This window comes from Glutamicibacter sp. MCAF14 (genome assembly GCF_052114325.1).
GTDB classification, from domain to species: domain Bacteria; phylum Actinomycetota; class Actinomycetes; order Actinomycetales; family Micrococcaceae; genus Glutamicibacter; species Glutamicibacter arilaitensis.
In genome coordinates this window covers 775,344-792,403 of the sequence record NZ_JBFREO010000004.1, presented here as the reverse complement: position 1 = coordinate 792,403, position 17,060 = coordinate 775,344, and the positions used below count along the sequence as shown (strand labels likewise).

At 60.2% G+C, this 17,060-nt stretch carries 16 protein-coding genes; 10 read left to right on the top strand and 6 right to left on the bottom strand.

What is annotated here, in order from left to right:
• Window positions 1–28 precede the first annotated feature (28 nt).
• The 10 genes from AB4Y71_RS11290 to AB4Y71_RS11245 all read left to right on the top strand — a co-directional run bounded on the left by AB4Y71_RS11290 (window position 29) and on the right by AB4Y71_RS11245 (window position 10,388).
• Window positions 29–769 carry a sirohydrochlorin chelatase gene (locus AB4Y71_RS11290; protein WP_441720460.1) on the top strand — a complete coding sequence of 247 codons (741 nt, stop codon included), beginning with the start codon at window positions 29–31 and terminating at the stop codon, window positions 767–769.
• A gap of 67 nt (window positions 770–836) precedes the next feature.
• Window positions 837–2,537: a nitrite/sulfite reductase gene (locus AB4Y71_RS11285; RefSeq protein WP_134780020.1), complete on the top strand. Its 1,701-nt coding sequence runs from the start codon at window positions 837–839 to the stop codon at window positions 2,535–2,537.
• Window positions 2,534–3,256 carry a phosphoadenylyl-sulfate reductase gene (locus AB4Y71_RS11280; protein ID WP_417363962.1) on the top strand — a complete coding sequence of 241 codons (723 nt, stop codon included), beginning with the start codon at window positions 2,534–2,536 and terminating at the stop codon, window positions 3,254–3,256. The genes AB4Y71_RS11285 and AB4Y71_RS11280 overlap by 4 nt, the downstream gene beginning before the upstream one ends.
• Before the next feature lie 11 nt (window positions 3,257–3,267).
• Window positions 3,268–4,191, top strand: a complete 924-nt coding sequence (gene cysD / locus AB4Y71_RS11275; protein WP_013349185.1) for a sulfate adenylyltransferase subunit CysD — start codon at window positions 3,268–3,270, stop codon at window positions 4,189–4,191.
• Window position 4,192: 1 nt separating this feature from the next.
• Window positions 4,193–5,488: a sulfate adenylyltransferase subunit 1 gene (locus AB4Y71_RS11270; protein WP_417363959.1), complete on the top strand. Its 1,296-nt coding sequence runs from the start codon at window positions 4,193–4,195 to the stop codon at window positions 5,486–5,488.
• Window positions 5,475–6,572 carry an ABC transporter substrate-binding protein gene (locus AB4Y71_RS11265; protein ID WP_441720458.1) on the top strand — a complete coding sequence of 366 codons (1,098 nt, stop codon included), beginning with the start codon at window positions 5,475–5,477 and terminating at the stop codon, window positions 6,570–6,572. Before AB4Y71_RS11270 ends, AB4Y71_RS11265 begins: the two co-directional genes overlap by 14 nt.
• Window positions 6,572–7,315, top strand: a complete 744-nt coding sequence (locus AB4Y71_RS11260; RefSeq protein WP_441720457.1) for an ABC transporter ATP-binding protein — start codon at window positions 6,572–6,574, stop codon at window positions 7,313–7,315. Before AB4Y71_RS11265 ends, AB4Y71_RS11260 begins: the two co-directional genes overlap by 1 nt.
• Window positions 7,287–8,144 carry an ABC transporter permease gene (locus AB4Y71_RS11255; RefSeq protein ID WP_013349181.1) on the top strand — a complete coding sequence of 286 codons (858 nt, stop codon included), beginning with the start codon at window positions 7,287–7,289 and terminating at the stop codon, window positions 8,142–8,144. The genes AB4Y71_RS11260 and AB4Y71_RS11255 overlap by 29 nt, the downstream gene beginning before the upstream one ends.
• Window positions 8,137–8,916 (top strand): uroporphyrinogen-III C-methyltransferase, encoded by a 780-nt coding sequence (gene cobA / locus AB4Y71_RS11250; protein WP_134780025.1) that lies wholly within the window; start codon window positions 8,137–8,139, stop codon window positions 8,914–8,916. The genes AB4Y71_RS11255 and cobA overlap by 8 nt, the downstream gene beginning before the upstream one ends.
• A gap of 17 nt (window positions 8,917–8,933) precedes the next feature.
• Window positions 8,934–10,388, top strand: coding sequence for an FAD-dependent oxidoreductase (locus tag AB4Y71_RS11245; RefSeq protein ID WP_013349179.1), 1,455 nt, complete (start codon window positions 8,934–8,936; stop codon window positions 10,386–10,388).
• Between the two features lie 88 nt (window positions 10,389–10,476).
• Here the strand turns inward: AB4Y71_RS11245 and AB4Y71_RS11240 are convergent, their stop codons facing one another.
• From AB4Y71_RS11240 to AB4Y71_RS11215, 6 genes are all read right to left on the bottom strand, one after another.
• A complete protein-coding gene (locus AB4Y71_RS11240) occupies window positions 10,477–11,715 on the bottom strand; it encodes an exonuclease domain-containing protein (protein WP_417363956.1) in 1,239 nt (412 codons plus the stop codon).
• A gap of 177 nt (window positions 11,716–11,892) precedes the next feature.
• Window positions 11,893–12,336, bottom strand: coding sequence for a DUF2871 domain-containing protein (locus AB4Y71_RS11235; RefSeq protein ID WP_180993023.1), 444 nt, complete (start codon window positions 12,334–12,336; stop codon window positions 11,893–11,895).
• Window positions 12,329–14,431 carry an MMPL family transporter gene (locus AB4Y71_RS11230; protein WP_441720455.1) on the bottom strand — a complete coding sequence of 701 codons (2,103 nt, stop codon included), beginning with the start codon at window positions 14,429–14,431 and terminating at the stop codon, window positions 12,329–12,331. The genes AB4Y71_RS11235 and AB4Y71_RS11230 overlap by 8 nt, the downstream gene beginning before the upstream one ends.
• Before the next feature lie 112 nt (window positions 14,432–14,543).
• Window positions 14,544–15,161: a response regulator gene (locus AB4Y71_RS11225; protein WP_013349175.1), complete on the bottom strand. Its 618-nt coding sequence runs from the start codon at window positions 15,159–15,161 to the stop codon at window positions 14,544–14,546.
• Window positions 15,158–16,405: a sensor histidine kinase gene (locus tag AB4Y71_RS11220; protein ID WP_441720453.1), complete on the bottom strand. Its 1,248-nt coding sequence runs from the start codon at window positions 16,403–16,405 to the stop codon at window positions 15,158–15,160. Before AB4Y71_RS11220 ends, AB4Y71_RS11225 begins: the two co-directional genes overlap by 4 nt.
• 50 nt (window positions 16,406–16,455) lie before the next feature.
• Window positions 16,456–17,010 (bottom strand): DUF421 domain-containing protein, encoded by a 555-nt coding sequence (locus tag AB4Y71_RS11215; protein WP_013349173.1) that lies wholly within the window; start codon window positions 17,008–17,010, stop codon window positions 16,456–16,458.
• Between the last annotated feature and the right edge of the window lie 50 nt (window positions 17,011–17,060).

The following is a 17,060-nucleotide window of genomic DNA, read 5'->3' as shown; positions in this document are numbered from 1 at the left end:
GCCCAACATCATCGCTGAGGACCGATTCATGAGCCAAGTAAAACAGCAAAAAATCAATGTCGTAGCAACATCCCATGGCACGGATAACGCCAACGGGCAACAACTGATCCATGATCTGCGCGCAGAACTCGAAGCACAGAGCGCGAAACTATACCCGGGCCTGCTGCAGTGGCATGAAGCCTACGTGGACGTTCAGCAACCTCGGCTTGAATCGGTCATCTCCGGGCTGCCGCACGACGAACCAGCAGTGGTCCTGCCACTGCTGGTTTCCGACGGCGTGCACACGACGCACGATATTGCCCAGGCAGTCTCCTCGCGCCCTAATACCTTCGCCGCCCAGCCGCTGGGCCCGCTTCCGGAACTGGCAGCGGTCTTGGCCCAGCGCGCCGCTGAGCATCTTGAAAACGACCCGCTGGTCATCTTGGCGGCCGCGGGAACCAGGCTGGAAGTCGGGCAGGACCAGGTCAAGCACCTGGCAGCTCAACTTACCGACCTTCTCGGGCGAGAAGTGCTGGTGGGGTATTGCGCGGGAGCTGAACCGCGCATTGCCCAGGTCGTAGCAAGCGCTAGTGACCGTCCAGTGCTGGTGCTCAGCTCTTTGCTCTCCGACGGGTATTTCCAACACAAGCTGGCTAGCACGGCAGCCGACGTGGTGACAAGCCCGTTGCTTCCTGACGTAATGATCGCTCAATGTTTCCTTGTGCGTCTGCAAAAGGTTCTTCAACAGCGGGTTTTCATGTCTCCAGATGACGAACTTCTAACCCGTTAGTCAACCTGTAGCCATGTGACATCAGCAGGTTGCCGACCCCCTGGGGTCAGTTTCTAGGCTGATGGACATGACGCAGACAACCACACCAGTTCGCCCCAAAAGAGCGGCCAAGCCAAACGGCCAATGGAAAGTCGATGGCAAAGCTCCGCTGAACCCCAGCGAAGAGATGAAGGCCGCCGACAATGGCTTGAACGTACGCCAGCGGATTGAAGAGATCTATTCCGTGCAGGGCTTCGACTCGATTGACCCGGAAGACCTGCACGGACGTTTTCGCTGGTGGGGTTTGTACACCCAGCGCGCCCAGGGAATCCCCGGCGGCAAAACCGCCACGCTGAGCCCTGAAGAACTCGAAGACCGCTACTTCATGATGCGTGTACGCATCGATGGCGGGGCACTGAGCACCGAGCAGCTGCGCGTGATCGGACAGATCTCCAAGGATTTCGCCCGCGATACTGCGGACCTCACCGACCGGCAGAACGTCCAGCTGCACTGGGTCGATATCATCGACGTTCCCGAAATCTGGCGCCGGCTTGAAAGCGTTGGACTGCACACCACCGAGGCCTGCGGCGATGTGCCGCGCGTCATCCTCGGTTCCCCGGTAGCCGGCATCGCCAAGGACGAGATCATCGATCCCACCCCGGTCATTGCCGAAATTTCCCGCCGCTATATCGGCAACCCGGAATTCTCCAACCTTCCGCGCAAGTACAAGACCGCCATCACCGGCCACCCAAGCCAAGACGTGGTGCACGAGATCAACGACTTCGCACTGATCGCAGCACAGCACCCGGAACTTGGCCCGGGCTATGACCTGTGGGTTGGCGGGGGACTTTCAGCCAACCCGCGCCTTGGAGAGCGCCTCGGCGCCTTCGTGACTGAAGAGCAGGCGCCGGACGTGTGGGAAGCAGTCACCTCGATCTTCCGCGACTACGGATACCGCCGGTTGCGCAATCGTGCTCGCTTGAAGTTCCTGCTGGCTGACTGGGGAACCGAGAAGTTCCGCCAGGTCCTGCAAGATGAATACCTAGGCTACGCCCTGCCTGACTGCGATCTGCCGCCGCAGCCCACCGAGGCCGGGGACCACAGCGGAGTCCATGAGCAAAAAGACGGCCGATTCTACATCGGACTGACTGTCCCTGCCGGTCGCGTCTCGGGATCCAAGCTTCTGGCTCTGGCAGATCTGGTGGAAGCCAAGGGCTCCACGCGCTTGCGGACTACCCCGCATCAGAAGATCCTTGCCTTGGATATTGCCCAGGACCAGATCAAGGACTTCGTGGGCGAAGCGCGTTCCCTCGGCCTGGAAGCCTACCCGGGCCTGCTGAAGCGTTCGGCGATTGCCTGCACCGGAATCGAGTTCTGCAAACTGGCCATCGTGGACACCAAGGACACGATGATCGATGCGGTTGCAAAGATCGAGGAACGCCTGTCGGACCACGACGGCAAGCTGCCTCGTGCCTTGTCCCTGCATGTCAATGGCTGCCCGAACTCCTGTGCCCGCATCCAGACTGCAGATCTTGGATTCAAGGGACAGCTGATCACCAATGAAGCCGGCGAACAGGTTTCCGGATTCCAGGTGCATCTGGGCGGCACCTTGGCCGGACGCGAGAACGGCGAAGCGGCCATGGGCCGCACCGTGCGCGGCTTGAAAGTGGCTGCCGATGACTTGCCTGACTACGTCGAGCGGGTTGTGAAGAACTACTCGGCCTCAGCTTCCGAAGGCGAATCCTTCGCAGCGTGGGCCCACCGAGCTGAAGAGGATGAACTGAAATGAGCCAGCAGAGCCCTGTACGTACCCGCAGCGAAGCTGAATTGCGCGAAATCGCCGAGCTCGGTGCCGCCGAATTGGGTTGGGATGCGACCGCGCAGCAAGTGGTTGCCTTCGCCGCCAAGCACCTTGGCGCCAACGAGGTAGCTGTAGCTTGTTCCATGGCCGATGCGGTACTGCCGCATCTGGTCAGCGTGCAACTGCCCAAGGTCGACGTGCTGTTCTTGGAAACCGGATACCACTTTGCCGAGACCCATGGGACTCGCCAAGAGGTCGCACAGACCTTGGACGTGAATATCGTCGATGTGCTCCCGGAACTGACAGTGGCCGAACAAGATGAGAAATACGGCAAGGACCTGTTCGCCCGGGATCCGGCGGCCTGCTGCCAGATGCGCAAGATGGATCCGCTGGCCGGCTCGCTGGCCGGATACAGCGCCTGGTTTACCGGAGTGCGCCGCGACGAGGCACCGACCCGCAGCAACACCCCGCTGGTCACCTTCGATGAGAAGCACGGACTGGTCAAATTCAATCCGGTGGCCGACTGGAACTTCGATCAGCTCATCGACTACGCCACCGAGCATCAAGTGCCGGTGAACCTGCTGCTCTCCAACGGCTACCCATCCATTGGCTGCCAGCCATGCACCCGCCCGGTCTCCGAGGGTGAAGACCCGCGTGCCGGACGCTGGGCTGGACTGAACAAAACCGAATGCGGAATCCACGTCTAAAGGAGCGAATCATGACCATTACCGCTAACGCCGCCACCGGCACCCAGCGCAGCGTCCTGGACGCCCTGGAAGCCGAATCAATTCACATCATCCGCGAAGTCCTCGCAGAGTTCGAAAAGCCGGGATTGCTCTTTTCCGGCGGCAAGGACTCCGTGGTCGTACTGCATTTGCTGGCCAAGGCAGTCTTCCCAGGACGCGTGCCCATCCCGGTAGTGCACATCGACACCGGCCACAACTTCGCCGAAGTACTGAACTTCCGCGATTCGGTCGTCCAGAAGTACGGGCTGAACCTCGTGGTCGGTTCCGTGCAGGAGTACATCGACCGTGGCGAGCTCACCGAGCTGCCCGATGGCACCCGCAACCGGCTGCAGACCCGAGTGCTGCTGGACACCATCGAATCCAACGGCTTCGATGTGGTCTTCGGCGGGGCTCGCCGCGACGAGGACAAGGCCCGCGCCAAGGAACGCATCCTGTCCCTGCGCGATGAGTTCGGCGTGTGGGATCCGCGCAACCAGCGCCCGGAAATCTGGAGCCTGTACAACGGACGGCATGAACCGGACTGGCATGTGCGCGCCTTCCCGATCTCCAACTGGACCGAACGCGATATCTGGGCCTACATCCAGCGCGAGAACATCGAACTGCCGCCGATCTATTTCGCGCACTGCCGCCAGGTCTTCGAACGCGACGGCATGTGGCGGGCCCTGACTCCGGTCAGCCAGCCCAACGCCGATGAGCCGGTCGTCGTAAAGCAGGTGCGCTACCGCACTGTGGGCGATGCCAGTTGCACCGGAGCGGTGCTCTCCGCCGCGGACACCGTGGAAAAGGTGCTCGATGAATTGGCCATCGCCACCATCACCGAACGCGGGGCCACCCGAGCCGATGACCGTATTTCCGCCGCGGGAATGGAAGACCGCAAAACCGAAGGGTACTTCTAAAATGACCACCACACTTTTGCGCATCGCCACCGCCGGCTCGGTCGACGACGGCAAGTCCACGCTCGTTGGCCGCCTGCTGCACGACGCCAAGGCAATCCTTGCCGACTCCCTGGATGACATTGCCCGCACCAGCGCCGAACGCGGCTTTGGCGGCAGTGACGGATCCCTGGACCTGGCCCTGGTTACCGATGGCCTGCGTGCAGAACGCGAACAGGGCATCACCATCGACGTGGCCTACCGCTACTTCTCCACGGACAAGCGCTCGTTCATCCTGGCCGATTGCCCAGGACACGTGCAGTACACCCGCAATACCGTCACCGGAGCATCCACCGCTGACGCAGCGATCGTGCTGGTTGATGCACGCAACGGCGTATTGGAGCAAACCCGCCGGCACCTGGGCGTACTTGCCCTGCTCCGGGTACCGCAGCTGGTCATCGCCGTGAATAAGATGGACCTGATCGATTGGGACGAAGCGGCCTTCAGCCAGATCGAGTCCGAAGTGCTCGCGCTCGCCGAAGAACTCGGCTTGCAGTCAACGACTGTCATCCCGGTCTCCGCGCTTCAGGGAGATAACATCGTCGAGCCATCGGCTACCGCCAACTGGTACGCCGGCCCGACCCTGCTGGGACTGCTTGAAGACCTTGCTCCTGTACAGCCGCAGGGCACCGCCCGATTGGATGTCCAGTATGTGCTGCGTCCGCAAGGTGCTCTGGCTCCGGGTCTGGACCCAGAAGAGTACCGCGACTACCGCGGCTACGCAGGAACCTTGGTGGATGGAACCTTGGACGTGGGGGATACCGTGCAGGTGCTTTCCAACGGGCACCCGGTGAGCACCCGGATCAAGGCCATCAGCACTCCAGCAGGCGCGGCACCCCAGGCGCAGGCCGGGGAAGCGATTGTGGTTGAACTGGAAAATGACCTGGATATCGCCCGCGGAGACACCTTGGTAGCAGGAGAGCTTCCGGGCATTCAGCGGGAATTCCAAGCGAATATCTGCGTTCTGGATCCGGTGCAGTTGAGCAAGGGCCAGCGCGTGCTGATCAAGCACGGCACCAAGGTTGCCGCTGCCAAGCTCGCTGATATCAACTACGTCATTGACGTGGCGGACTACTCCCACCAGCAGGCGCAGAACCTGGGGCTCAATGACCTGGGACGAATTACCGTGCGCAGCTCGGCTGCTGTAGCGATCGATGAATACAGCGTGTCGCGTACCGGTGGCAGCTTCTTGCTCATCGACCCCGCATCCGGCCGTACTCTGGCGGCCGGGATCATCGAGGCAGAACATGCAGCGGCCTGATCCTGCCGATCGAATCGACCACGGGGCACGAATCCGCCTAGGAGCAGCAGGAACCAAAAGCGGGTTTCGGGGCAGGCTGCTGGGATTGGCCGGGGTGGGGGCGCTGACCGCGCTAGCGGTACTCACCACCCTGGTGCCAGGTCCGAGCCAGGTCCAGGCCCATGCAGCGGACCGCGGTCCGGCAACTGAGCTCAAGCTGGGCTATTTCGCCAACCTGACCCACGCGCCGGCACTGATTTCCGATAGCAAAGGCTTGCTTGAAGGCAAATTGGAGCAGGACGGAACCGGCTTGGAACCCCAGCTTTTCAATGCCGGTCCGGCAGCCATCGAAGCCCTGAATTCCGGGGCGATCGATGCGGCCTATCTGGGTCCCAGCCCTGCACTGAACAGCTATATCTCCAGTAAAGGCAATTCGCTGCGGATCGTTGCCGGTGCCGCGTCAGGTGGCGCCAGCCTGGTTGTGAAGAAGGATATTGCCGAGCCGAGCGACTTGGCTGGTACCGAACTGGCCACCCCGCAATTCGGTGGAACCCAGGACGTGGCCTTGCGCCATTATCTGGCCGAGAACGAGTTGCTTGATGATGCGACGGTGACTCCCAGCTCCAATGGCACGCTCACCCAGCTCTTCGGGCGCGGCGCGATTGACGGAGCATGGGTGCCTGAGCCGTACGCCTCTCTGCTTGTCGAGAATTACGAGGGACATCGATTAGTCGATGAGTCTTCCCTGTGGCCTGAGGGCAAGTTCCCGACCACCGTGCTGGTAGTTGCCAAGGACTTCCTGATCGAGCACCCCGAAACGGTGGAAAAGCTTGTTGAGGCGAACTCGGAAGCAATCGATTGGCTGAACTCAGCTGAACAGGAAGAGAAGATCGTGGCGGTCCAAGAGGCCTTGAACGCAGCCAACGGCAGCAGCTTTGCCCAGCCAGTGATTTCTGCAGCCTTGGAGGAAGTGACCTTCGCTGAAGATCCGCTGGCCGATACCTATCAGACGCTGATTGACCACGCGGCCCAGGTCGGCATCGGTGAGCCTGGCTCGGCCGATGGATTGGTTGACTCTCGTTTTATTGCATCGCAGGAGCACTGATGGGCGTTCTAATCAATGAAGTCTCACTGACTTACCCCGGCACCGGATTGGTGATCGAGCAGCTGAGCGCAGAGATCGAAGATGGCGAATTCATTGCGGTCCTCGGTGCCTCCGGATGCGGCAAGTCTTCCTTGCTGAATATGATTGCAGGTTTGCTGGCACCTAGCTCAGGTTGGTTGGAGGTCCCTCAAGACGGGGCGGCCTTCATGTTCCAGGATTCCAATCTGCTTCCATGGCTTACCGCCGGGAAGAACGTGGAACTGGCGCTGAAACTTGCGGACTATCCGGTAGCACAGCGCGCCGGGCGCGTGACCGAGCTGCTTCAACTGGTGCAGCTTGGGCATGCCATGGAAAAGAAACCCCATGAGCTTTCCGGCGGCATGCGCCAGCGAGTTGCCCTGGCCAGGGCCTTGGCCCAGGACCGCCAGGTCTTGTTGATGGATGAGCCGTTCGCCGCCCTGGATGCCATTACAAGGGACATGCTCCATGAGCAGCTGCGGGCCCTGTGGGCGCAGACGGGCAAGACGATCATCTTCGTCACCCACAACGTCCGCGAAGCCATTCGTCTGGCCGGACGGATTCTGGTGCTCTCCTCGCATCCGGGAAGAATCCTGGAAACGCGTTGTATCACCGATGACCTGCGGAACGATCCGGCGCAATCAGCTGTGCTGGCCAACGAACTGACAACGATTTTGCGAAAGGAGCAACGAAAGCATGAGCTCACTGATCGAAACGCCGGATAGAACTGCGGCACCTGGACGGACTCGGCTCCGTCCAAGCCGCAAGGTTGATGCTTTCGTTGCCCCGATCTTGACCGTCCTGGTGCTGCTGAGCCTATGGCAAATCGCCTCCTGGGCGAGCCCCTTGCGTGAAGACCTGTTCCCTGGACCGGTCGCCGTGGCAGGCAAGCTGCCAGAACTGCTGGCTGACGGTTCGCTGGTCTCTGCCGTGGGCACCTCGCTGTTCCGTGCGCTGAGCGGATTCGTGATTGCCGTGCTGATCGCAACTCCTATCGCGCTGTTATTGGCGCACCAGCCGCTCTTGCGCCAAGGCGTGGGACCGCTGGTTTCGGCCATGCAGGTTTTGCCGTCCATCGCGTGGGTGCCAGCGGCAATTATTCTTTTCGGCTTGTCCGACGCGACCATCTACACGGTGCTGCTGCTGGGTGCGATCCCGTCGATTATCAACGGGTTGCTCTCTGGCATCGACATGATCCCCACGCAGTACAAGGCGCTATCCAAGGTGCTCGGTGCCTCCAAGCGCGAACACATCCTGCATATCGAGTTGCCTGCCGCTCTGCCTGGCTATGTGGCAGGGCTGCGGCAAGGCTGGGCCTTCGCGTGGAGATCCTTGATGGCAGCAGAACTGATTGCGGTCGGCGGATCACTGGCCCTGGGCGTTGGCTCCTTGCTGCAACGCGGCCGAGACCTTGCAGACCTGCCGTTGGTGATGTTGGTCATATTGACCATTTTGCTTGTTGGCGTACTTATCGAACTTTTATTCTTCGCCCCGATCGAACGCAAACTCATGGCCGATCGCGGAATGACCCGAACGGGAGAAAACAATGGCTAAAGGGCATATCACCCTGATTGGCGGTGGACCTGGGGATCCCGAGCTGATTACCGTCGCCGGCTATAAGGCCCTGCTCGCCGCGGAAGTAGTCTTAGCCGACAAGCTCGGACCTACCGCCTTGCTGGCAGAACTTTCCGATGATGTGGTGGTCATCGATGTGGGCAAGTCACCAGGCTGCCACGTCAAAACCCAGGATGAAACCAATGAATTACTAGTCAAGTACGCTTTAGAGGGGAAGCGGGTAGTTCGCCTTAAAGGTGGCGACCCGTTTGTACTTGGCCGCGGCGGCGAGGAAATGCTCTACGCCGCGAAATACGGGATCCCTACGCGAGTGATTCCCGGCATTACCAGTGCTGTCTCCGTGCCCATGGCCGCTGGCATTCCTGTCACCCACCGGGGAATTGCGGCCGGCTTTACCGTGGTCAGCGGGCACAGTGAACTCGCGGACGTGCCGATTCGCGCCGATCACACCCTCGCTGTGCTGATGGGAGTATCGAATTTGCCACAAATTGTTGAGACTTTGCTTACCCGTGGTTTACCGTCAAGTACACCAATTGCGATAGTTGAGCGAGGTTACTCACAGACGCAGCGCACAACTATCGGTACGCTAGAAGGGATAGTAAAGCGCGCCCGCAAGGCCGCAGTGGCGAATCCGGCCGTTATCGTTATTGGTGACGTCGTTCGGCTAGCCCCGGAAGCCTCCGACCAACTGGTAGACCTCCTGCCGCTAGAGAATGCCGATGCCACCGCGCCGGCCTCATTCGTTGACTAAGAAAGAGAAGTTGTTTGATGAGTGAAATTATCGTCCCTGAGCACCTCACTTCCCGGGCGCTGCGTGTTGCCATCGTTGGTGCCGGTCCGGCCGGCATCTACGCCGCTGACCTGCTCAACAAGAGCCAGCCGGTCGCATCGGGTGAACTGAAGCTGCACGTTGACCTCTTCGACGAGCTTCCTACGCCTTTCGGCCTGATCCGCTACGGCGTTTCCCCGGATCACCCGCGTATCAAGGGCATCATCAACGCCCTGCACAAGGTGCTGGACAACGACTGGATCGACTTCTACGGCAACGTCGGCTTGGGCCGCGACATCTCGCTGGAAGACCTGAATACCCGTTACGACGCAGTGATCATCTCCACCGGTGCCCAGAAGGACGCAGACCTGAACATCCCAGGTGTCGACCTTGAAGGTTCCTTCGGCGGCGCCGACTTCGTGTCCTGGTATGACGCACACCCAGATGTTGACAAGAACTGGGACCTGTCGGCCAAGGAAGTTGCTGTCATCGGCAATGGCAACGTTGCCCTGGACGTAGCTCGCATCCTTTCCAAGCACGCTGACCAGCTGCTGGAGACCGAAATCCCTGAGCACATCTACGAGCAGCTCAATGACTCGGCCGTCACCGACGTGCATGTCTTCGGCCGCCGTGGCCCGGCCCAGGTGAAGTTCACCCCGCTGGAACTGCGCGAACTCTCGCACTCCAAGGACGTTGACATCGTCCTGTACCCAGAGGACTTCGAGTTCGACAAGGCTTCGGATGAAGCCATGAAGACCAATAACCAGACCAAGACCATGGTCTCCACCCTGACCAACTGGCTGATCGAGCAGGAAGAGCGCGAAGAAGCTCCAAGCGCCTCGCGCCGCTTGCACCTGCACTTCCTGCAGTCGCCAGTCGAGGTACTGGGCGAAGACGGGAAGGTCACCGGCCTCAAGGTAGAGCGCAACGAGCTCGATGGCAACGGCGGCGCGCGTGGCACCGGCGAATTCATCGAATACCCGCTGCAGGCAATCTACCGCGCCGTGGGCTACTTCGGTTCGGCTGTCAATGACATCGAATACGACGGTGCCAAGGGCGTGCTTCCAAACGTGGAAGGCCGCGTACTTGATGCTTCTGGCACTCACGTTCCTGGCCTGTATGCCACCGGCTGGATCAAGCGCGGTCCAATCGGCCTGATCGGCCACACCAAGGGCGACGCCTTGGAAACCATCACCCACCTGCTGGAAGACCTCACCAAGCTGGCTGAGCCTGATTCTTCCCAGAAGATCGCGGATCTGCTCGAAAGCCGTGGCGTGAACTTCTCCAACTGGGATGGCTGGAAGAACCTGGATGCACACGAGAAGGAACTGGGCGCTGCAGCCGGCACCGTTTCGACTCGTTTCGGCGAGATCACTCGTGACCGCGTCAAGGTCGTAGAGCGCGAAGAGATGATGGAATTCTCTTCGGCAAAAAAATTGGTTGAGAGCCTGTAAGTTTCACCCCGGGCTCTAGCAACTATGGGCGGTGTCCCTCGGCAAAWTAGCCGAGGGACACCGCCCATTGCGGCACCTGGTGCAGGTATCAGCTGAGCAACGTGTTCCAGAGATAATCTTCGCCAACAACAGGGATGCCGTAGTCGCGTGCTTTCTTGGCCTTGCCGGAGAGCGAATCAGGATCAGCGGCCACCAACAAGGCTACTTTCTTGGTGATCGCGCGATGAGGAGTGAACCCTGCGGACGCTAGCTGAGCTTCAATCTCCGAACGCGGGCGTGTCATATCTCCGGTGAGTACCACCATGGCGCCGGGATCGAGCTGATGATTGCCCTGCGGTTTGCGGATGGGCTCTTTATCCTCGGAAGCCACAGGTGGCACCTTGGCTACCTCGATTAGTTGCGATGGAAGTCCTAGTAATCCGATGACTTTGACCAGATCGGCTATTTCGTCTTCGGTCAGCACGCCATCGGACCAAGCTGTTGCGACAAGCTGTTGGAAGTACAGTTCGTGCAGTCTCAGGGCCTGGTGCTTATCCAAGCCAATGTCAGCGGCGGTCTGGAGCAGCTGGGCTTCTTCATGGGCTGATACATAGCGGTCCATCAATGCTAAATCCAGTACGGCAAAGTAGTTCTCCTCCGTAGCCGTGCCCGAAAATTCCGGGAGCCGGGCTGCAAGCTTTTCAAGGAAATGCCCGGCGGATTCCGTTCTGTACTGGGAGCGCTTAACTGGCGCGACTCGCGAACGAGGCATGGAATCAAACCACCGCCCGGCCGCGGCGAGGCGTAGCCGCCCGTCCCATTCTGGTTCATCGGGATCCAGTTCCATGTAGCGCGAAAGCAATGTCGCTGTGGCCGTCGCATCTCCCACTGCACTGTGGGCCTGTTGCAAGTCGATGCCAAAGGAATCGCAGCAGTCTTGAAGCGAACGGCCTGCGCCTTGAAGGTAGCGGTGGGACATTCGCATGGTGCACATACCTTGCGCCAGGAATGTCTCGGGCACCGGCAGGCCGCACTTGCGGAATTCAGCCTCAAGGAATCTGGAATCGAAGGACAGATTATGCGCCACGAGCACTGTGCCCGAAAGCCTCCAATGCAGTTCTTCTGCCAGGTCCTTGAAGCTGGGTGCATCGAGCACATCGCGGCTCTGGATGCGATGGATTGATTGCTTGCCAAGATCGCGTTGCGGGTTGATTAATGTTTCCCAAGAGTCGACTATCGTGCCCTGCCGATTCATGGTGACTATCGCAATTTCGGCGATGCGGTCGTTCCCTCCGGGGAATAGCCCGGTGGTTTCGGTATCCACGATGGAAAAGAATTCGCCGCTCATGACCGCTCCTGGGAGAAAGATTGTTAGTTCAATCTATAGCAGCTCCGGATCGTTTTATCCTTAGCCAAGTGGCCATTCTTCGGGGCCTTGGCAGTGGACGCCAGAAGCGCGTGCGAACTCGGCCCAGACGATCTTCGTCTGGGCCGAGTTTCAGTTCCGCTGTGGTTTGTCGTTGAGTTAGCCGGCCAGCTCAACCTTTTGGACTGGCTTCTGAGCGCTAACACTGCGGCGCAGCATGATGAACAGCAAGATCATGCCTGCGGTGATAGACATGTGTCCCAGCCCGGCGATACCGGAAATCATCTTTGAGGATTCCACGCCCAGCACGGTCATGATTCCGTGGGTCAGCTGCATGCCTCCGGTCAAGATGACCCCGGCGTTGTAGGTTCCCATGAACCAGGCGAAGAGCTTGCGGTGCTGGCTGAGTCCAAAAGCCTTTTCCAAAAGGAGCACCAGCAGCAAGATGATGAAGCCCAGCACCAACAGGTGGGTGTGGACTACGGAGAGCTGGGTCCATTGGCCTTCAGGGAAGTCGTTCATCTTGGTGAATTCACGGTAGAAGAGACCGGAAGCTACACCGAGCACCATGTAGGCGAAGGAGAAATTCACGAGCTTACGCATTGATTTTGTTTTCTTTCTGAACGGTTGGTTCTGCGGTTGCTTTTGCGGGGGAGGAAGTTGTGCCGAAGAGTGGATGCTTGCTTGAACCCAGGACTGCGAACAGCGCCGGTAGCAGCAAGGTGCGAACGACGAAGGTGTCCAGCAGGACGCCGAGTCCGACGATCAGGCCCAGCTGGCCCAATACGGTCAGCGGCAAGGTGGCCAGAGCCGCGAAGACACCGGCCAGCACAAGTCCAGCGCTGGTGATCACCGAACCGGTGCGGCTTGCAGCCAGTACCACCGCTTCACGCAGCGTTAGTGACTGCGCGTCTTGGCGCACGCGCTGGGTCAGGAAGATGGTGTAATCCACGCCCAAGGCGACCAAGAAGACGAAGGCCAGCAGCGGCACTTGGACATCGAGTGCGTCGGCTTCGAAGACTGCCGAGGACACCAGAGAACCCAAACCGACGGCCGCGGCCGCGCTGAGCAGATTGACCAGGCCTAAGGCCAGTGCGGTTCGCCAGGATCGGGTCAGCCAGCCGAGCATCACGAAGCAGATGACCATGATCAGTGGCGCGATCACGAACAGATCGCGCAGGTGCATCTGGTGCGAATCAAGCTGTTCAGCGCTCTGCCCGCCGATCAGCACCTGCCCTGCGCTCTCGGTTGCCGCTGCATCACGCAGGTCGGCTACCAGATCCTGTGCCATCGCCGAGCTGGGATCGACAGCCGAGATGACAGAGACCTGCTGCCATTGCGTGGTGCCCAGCTGAGTGGATTCGCCAACGCGCTTGACGTTTTCGACCCCGGAGAATTCATCGCGCAGTGCCTGGATGGCGGTTCCCTGTGCCAATATCGTGATCGGCTGGGTTTCGCCAGCTGGGAAGTGCTCGGCCAGAGTCTGCATCGCGCTGGAGGACTCGGTGGCGGTGCGGAACTGCTGGGTCTGGTCCAAGCCGATGCGGGTACCGGTCAACGCTCCAGCCAGAACCATGAGCAATACCGCCAACGCTGCCAGGTTCAGGCCCGGACGGGTCATGACAGCACGAGCAGCACGTCCGAAGAAGTTTTCCTTCTTGCTTTCCTGTCCTGGCCGGGGGATCAACGGCCAGAAGGCCTTTCGCCCGCACATGGCCAAGACCGGTGGAAGGAGGAACAGCACGAAGATTGCGGCGATCAGCAAGCCGGCGGCGCAGACGATGCCCAGACCGCGGGTATCTTCCATGACGGCCAGTCCCAAAGTCAGCAGGGCCAGCACTACGGTGAGGTTCGAGGTCAGGATCGCTTCGAAGCTGGCTGCCCAGGCCTTGGAAAGTGCCTGGCGGTGGTCATCGTTCTTCTGCAGTTCATCGCGGTAGCGGGAGATCAGCAGCAATGCGTAGTTGGTGCCGGCGCCGAAGACCAGCACGCTGAGCACGCCGGAGTCGAAGGTCAAGTTGAAGGCGTTGCCGAGCAAATTCGCCACTAGCGAGGCGCTGCGATCGGCGATGGCCACGACGAGAAGCGGGATCAGCCAGAGTACCGGCGAACGGTAGGTGAGGATCAGCAAAACTGCCACGATGCCCACCGTCACGGCCAGCAAGGTGAAGTCCGCCCCGGCGAACGCATTGGTGATATCAACTGCGAAGGCGGTAGCACCAGTGACCTGCACGGACAGCTCCTGAATGGGATGTTCTTGGATCCAGTTGCGGATCTCATTTAGCTTCTGGCGGTCAGCAGTATCGGAGACCGTGTCCCAGGTCAGTGGAACCATCGCTGCCTGCTGGTCTTCGCTGGCCATGGTGCGGCCCGCTGCAACCTCCGCGTCTTGGCTTAGCGCAACGGCTTGCTTATCGATGGCAGTGTTGTCGGCTTCGCTCAGTGCGTGGCCATCGGTGCGGCTGGCCACCAGCAGGGCCGAGCTCTTCGAGTCGCTGGTGTTGGCTGCCAGGAGTTCGGCGACCTGCGCCGAGTCGGAGCCTTCGACCAAGGAGCTGGCCGAACGGGTTGGTGCTTGGATGCTGCTCAGTGCGCCGAAGAGCACGAGGATCACTGCAAAAACTGCGGCGGCCCAAATACGAGCTGAGCGGCGGCTGGTCAGCGAATCGCCGACCCGGGAGATAACTGGAACTTTCATAGTTCCAGTTAATGAGATTTCGCAGCTTAGGCCATCGTGGAATGGGGTGAATAAAAGTTCAACCGAAAGGTTGAGATGGCCGTCGGCGTGTCACTTTAATTCTATTGATCAACTACAGCAATCCGAGGTCTTGAGCCTTGTTGATCGCGTCGGTTCGCGTGGTTGCCTGAAGCTTGTCGAAAATGTGGACCAGGTGGGTTTTGACCGTTGCCTCCGAGACGAACAGGGCCTTGGCGATCTGCTTATTAGCTGCTCCGGTGGCAAGCTGGACCAGTACATCCTTTTCGCGCTTGGTCAGCTCCACCTTGGGTCGTCGCATGCCTTCGACAACGCGCTGGGTCATCTCCGGAGCCAGAACCACATTGCCGAGAGCGGCTTGGCGGATTGAATCCACGATCGTCTGGGCGCTGACATCCTTGAGCAGGTAGCCGGCGGCCCCAGCCTCGATGCAGGCGAGCACCTCGGAGTCCTTGTCGAAGGTGGTCAGGATCAGCACAAAGGGCGGCTTGGAAAGTTGGCGGATCGCGGCGGTGGTTTGCGCACCGTTCATGCCAGCACCTAGGCGCAAGTCGCAGAGCACCACATCGACGGGGTTGGCCTTGACGAACTGCACCGCTTCCTCGCCGCTGGAAGCTTCGCCAATGACCGAGATGTCCTCATAGTTCTCGAATAGCGCGCGCAGCCCGGTACGCACGATGGGATGGTCATCAACCAACAGGATCCGGATCATGAGTTGTCCTTTGCTAAGCGAAGCGGAAGGTGGGCGCACAGTGCGGTGCCTTCACCGGGTGAACTTTCAACGTCCAAACCACCGCCGAGTTCGCGCAGACGCTGATTCATTGCGGTCAGGCCGAACCCGCCGGTGTGCGTACTGGTCTGCGTGCGGCCAGTGTTCGGAATGAAGCCGATACCGTCATCGACAATATCCAAACGTACCTCGTCGCCGCTGGAGCCCAGGCTGAGCGCCACCGTAGAAGCCTGGGCGTGGCGCAGCACATTGGACAGGGCGGACTGGGCAGTGCGCAGCAGCGCGATCTGCACATTGGGATGCAACGCGGGTAGCCCCGGCTCGATATCCAAACGGGTCTGCAGCTTCGAATCTGTCTTGAAGTTCTCCAAGATACGACCCAAGGCACCGGCGAGCGCCTGGGAATCAAGTTCTGCAGGGGCCAAGGCGGCGATGATGCGACGCAAGTCAGTCAGCGCCTGCCCGGAAAGCTCATCGATCCGGCTCAGTGCAGCGGTGGCGGCTGCTGGATCCTTGGAAGCTTCCGCCGCTTTGGCATGCAATCCGATGGAGGAGAGCTGCTGGGCGACGGTGTCATGGATTTCCCGGGCCAGTCGGGTGCGTTCGGTGGCGATGCCGGCTTCATGCTGGGAGCGGGCCAACTCTCCTTGCAGGTCCGCCATTTCCTGTTGGGCGCGCACCAGTGAATCCACCAAGGATGTGCGCACCTCAGCATCGCGCTCCATCTGCAGGTAGCCGCGGGAGATGCCCCAAGCGAAGAGTCCGCCGACCAGGGGGCCGGCTGCGGCTGCCAGAGTCACTTCCAGGTTGTGCAGGTACGGCGCCAGGAGAGTGAAGGCATAGACCACTACTGACCAGAGAATCGAGGGCAACAGGGGGAGCTGGTGGCCAAGTAGCAGCCAGAGGCTGAACGCCAGCCACATGAACTCGGGAGAGGACGCCAAGCTGGCCACCCAGATAACTAGCAGTACCGCCAACCACCAGGCAGGCAGGTGCTTCGCCTGGCTGCGTGCCATGCGGATGAATCCGGCCGAATACCAGGCGACGAAAAGGATCGAGAGGCCAAGAGAGAGCCAAGGGTGCTGCCCGCTGGCGAAGACCCGCAGCAGCACGATGAGCACCAAGATGAAGGTGACCAGGTGCTGGCCCCAGCGCAAAAGTGCGGGGGAGCCGAAATAACGGTGTTGTTGCTGCGGGTCAGCCCAAGGCTGCGCGGTGGTACTCATGGGAATCAGCCTACTAAAGCCGGCGCAGGCTCTCCGGGCGCCCTCAGGAGCTAAGCGCGTGGCTCAGCCAGCAGATGATCGGGGATCAGCTCGGAGCCGCGCACATTTTCCAATAGATCGCGTTCGATAGCGACCCCCGCGCGCAGCACGCTGATCTGTCCGGTACCCTCCAAGATCACGCACGCGACCTCGTCGCGGCTGCGCACACCGCTGAGTCGCAGCTTCTCGATGATTTCGTTCTCAGAGACATGAGTACGCCGCAGATTGCGTTGGAGCATGTCGCGTCCGGCCATGAGCAAGTATGCCTTGTTGTTCACGGTGGCCCGCCCCATGGGGAATTTGCGTAGTTGCCCGGTGAGCGCCTGCAAGACTAGCAAGGTCACCAGTGCCAGAGCGCCGGCGGCCAAGGTTGGGGAATAGCCGAGGATCGCGCGTCCCACGACTGCGCCGATGGCTACAACCGCCGCGAAGTCGAAACTGGACAGGTTTGCCATGGTGCGTTGACCCAGAGTGCGAATCAAAACCAGAACCAGTAGATACAAGCCTGCCGCGGAAAGCACGATGCGCAGTGCATCGGCTCCATCCATTCCGTATTCAGCCCACATTGTCGCGCCTTTCTATCGTGTTCATTAGCTTGTTCCTGCCCGTAGCGCGG